At 67.9% G+C, this 2,631-nt stretch carries 3 protein-coding genes; all 3 read right to left on the bottom strand.

All coding sequences use genetic code 11. The features are described from left to right. On the bottom strand, positions 1-1,192 hold a 1,192-nt coding region (locus tag VAE46_RS11835), incomplete at its 3' end, for an LLM class flavin-dependent oxidoreductase (RefSeq protein ID WP_322797144.1). A gap of 113 nt (positions 1,193-1,305) precedes the next feature. Next, positions 1,306-1,959 carry a helix-turn-helix transcriptional regulator gene (locus VAE46_RS11830; protein ID WP_322797143.1) on the bottom strand — a complete coding sequence of 218 codons (654 nt, stop codon included), beginning with the start codon at positions 1,957-1,959 and terminating at the stop codon, positions 1,306-1,308. Between the two features lie 64 nt (positions 1,960-2,023). Beyond that, the coding region (locus tag VAE46_RS11825; protein ID WP_322797142.1) for a hypothetical protein at positions 2,024-2,631 on the bottom strand (608 nt) is incomplete at its 5' end.

Genomic DNA, 2,631 nt, shown 5'->3' with positions numbered 1-2,631 from the left:
GGAGCGGCCGGGGCGACCAGTGGTCTTCGTAGTCCTGCCAGAGGTGGCGCAGGCGCGGCATGACCTTTTCGGCGAAGAGGCGGGTGCTCTTTTCGCATTTCTCGCGGGGCATATCGCCGATGTGGAGGAGGCAGAAGACGTGGCCGATCTTGAGGGAGGTGATGAGGTGCTCCATCTGCTCGGTGACCTGGTCGGGGGTGCCGGCCACGAGGAAGCCTTCGTCGACGCACTGGCGGAAGGACTTGCCGACTGCGCCGCCGGAGGAAACCCCGGCGACCTGGGCTTTGAGGCCCGCCCGGATGGTGGCTTCGGTGCGGTAACCGGGGGCATCGGCGAATCCGGGATAGATGTGGAGGCAGCGTTCGAAGAAGTACCTGGCGTGGGAGAAGTAGCTTTCCTCGGCTTCGGCCTCCGATTCGGCCACGATGATTTGCTGGGCGAAGGAGGCCTGGTAGGGGTTGAACGGCTTGCCGAGGGCCTGGACGCGTTCGTGGAAGCCGTTGAGGAGCTGGGCGCCGCGCTTGAAGCCCGAGAAGGAGAGGTAGGAGTAGTTGTAGCCCCGCTCGGCGCAGAAATCCCACGTTTCGATGGAGCCGCCGCCCGGGATCCAGATGGGCGGGTGGGGCTTCTGGATCGGTCGGGGCCAGATGTTGACGTAGCGGAGCTTGTTGAAGCGGCCGTTCCAGGCGAAGACGTCGGGGTCCTGCCAGGCGCGAAGGATGAGGTCGTGGTTCTCCTGGTAACGCTCGCGGAGGGTGGCCGGGTTGACGCCGAAGGCATAGTTGGTGTCCATGCTCGTGCCCACGGGGAAGCCTGCAATGAGGCGGCCGCCAGAGATGACATCGAGCATGGCCATCTCCTCGGCGACGCGGGTGGGCGGGTTGTAGAGGGCGATCGACATGCCGAGGAGGACGATGGACACGTCACGCGTGCGGCGGGCGAGGGTGGCGGCCATGAGCGCGGGGGACGGCATCAGACCGTAGGCGTTGGCGTGGTGCTCGTTGACGCCGATGCCATCGAAACCGAGGTCAGCGGCAAATTCGAGGAGGTCGAGGTAGTCGTTGTAGATACGGTGACCCTTGACCGGGTCGTAGAGGCGGGAATCGACATCGACCCAGACGCTGCGGTGCGCCTGGCGGAAGTCATCGGGGAGGTAGGGATAAGGCATGAGGTTGAACCAGTGGAACTTCACGCCGTCCTCCGGGCTGGTGGTTTGCGTGAAGCTAACGGTTCAGTCCGGCAGGTGGTGACGGCCGAACGGCCCGATGGCGTGGGCCATTCGGGCAATCGACGCAGGGAAACGGGTCAGGGGTTGGGATCGAACTGGTACGTGCAGAGGGGGTCGCCGGCGAGGCGGTGCTCGGTGCGGGTGACGGTGTACTCGGGCACGAGGGCCTGGAGGACACGGCACTCGGCGTCACAGAGCTCGGGCACTTCGGTGGCGAGCTGGAGCAGGGGGCAGTGGCGGAGGCGGATTGCGGGCGCTTCGCCCGGCGAGAGTTCGAGCCGGGGGTAATAGCCGAACCGTTCCAGCAGCTGGTAGATGCCCGACAGGGGGTCCGGGCCCGTCTCGGGCAGGAGCTGGCGTGCGCTCGCGGCCTGGGACTCGGTAAAGGATCCGATGACGCGCTCGAAGGTGGGCGGCGGTTCGCCGCGCAGTGCGGCGAGCAGGGAGGCGGCGATGCTGGCGTACTGGTTGGGGAAGAGGGCTTCGCCCTGGGGCGTGAGACGGAAGACGTGGCGGGGGCGTCCCGGCCCAACCCGGACACGGGTGAAGGCGACGAGCCCCTGGGCCTCGAGGGAGAGCAGGTGCTGGCGGACTGCGCCGGGAGAGAGGTACGTCTCGCGGGCAAGCTCTTCGGTCGACGCCTCGCCGAGCACTTTGATGGCCATCACAAGGGCCTGGCGGGTGGGGCTCAGGTATTCGAGGCTGCCGCCGCCGGGCGTTTCGCTCCCCAACACGGGAGGCAACGATACCGTCAGGATGCAGCTATGGCGACCGTGTCGAAGTTTTCGAAGGAGATTAGCGGAAACTTTGCAGAGAATAGGCGCAGGAGGCGGCCCCGCCGGAGCGGCTGCAGGTGCGTTCGACGCGGCCGCCGGGGACGGCGAGCTGGATGACCTGGCGTTCGACCTCGCAGATTTCGGGGTGGCCGCTGGCGACTTCGATGAACGGGCAGTGGCGGAGGATGAGCCGGGCACGGCCTCCTGGCTCGGTTTCGAGGACCGGGTAGTAGCCGAGGGTTTCGAAGAGGCTCTTGAGCTGTTCGAGGCGACCGCGCGGTTCGGGAGCGTTAAGGATTTCGGCGGCGCGGCGGAGCTGGCGCGCGAGGGCGGCGCGGAAGACGGACCTGCGGGTCGCCGGGTCGGTTGATGCTGCCTCGAGGAGGATTTCGGCGAGGCGGGCGTAGCCCTGGGGGAAGAGGGCTTCGGCGCGCGGGGTGAGGGCATACCGGTTGCGGGGGCGGCCGGGGCCGGAGGGGCGGCGGGTGATTTCGACGAGGCCGAGGCGGGCGAGGCCGGCGAGGTGGGCGCGGACGGCCGGAACCGAGAGGAAGGCGACGGCGGCGAGCGCCTCGGCATCGGACTCGCCGTGCTGCTTGAGCCCGAGCAGCAGGAGCCTCCGGGCCG

Origin of the sequence: Tepidiforma sp., from assembly GCF_034433535.1 — a bacterium.
Lineage (GTDB): Bacteria > Chloroflexota > Dehalococcoidia > Tepidiformales > Tepidiformaceae > Tepidiforma.
Note: the sequence above shows the minus strand (reverse complement) of the source record. Positions and strands in the feature narration are given on the sequence as shown.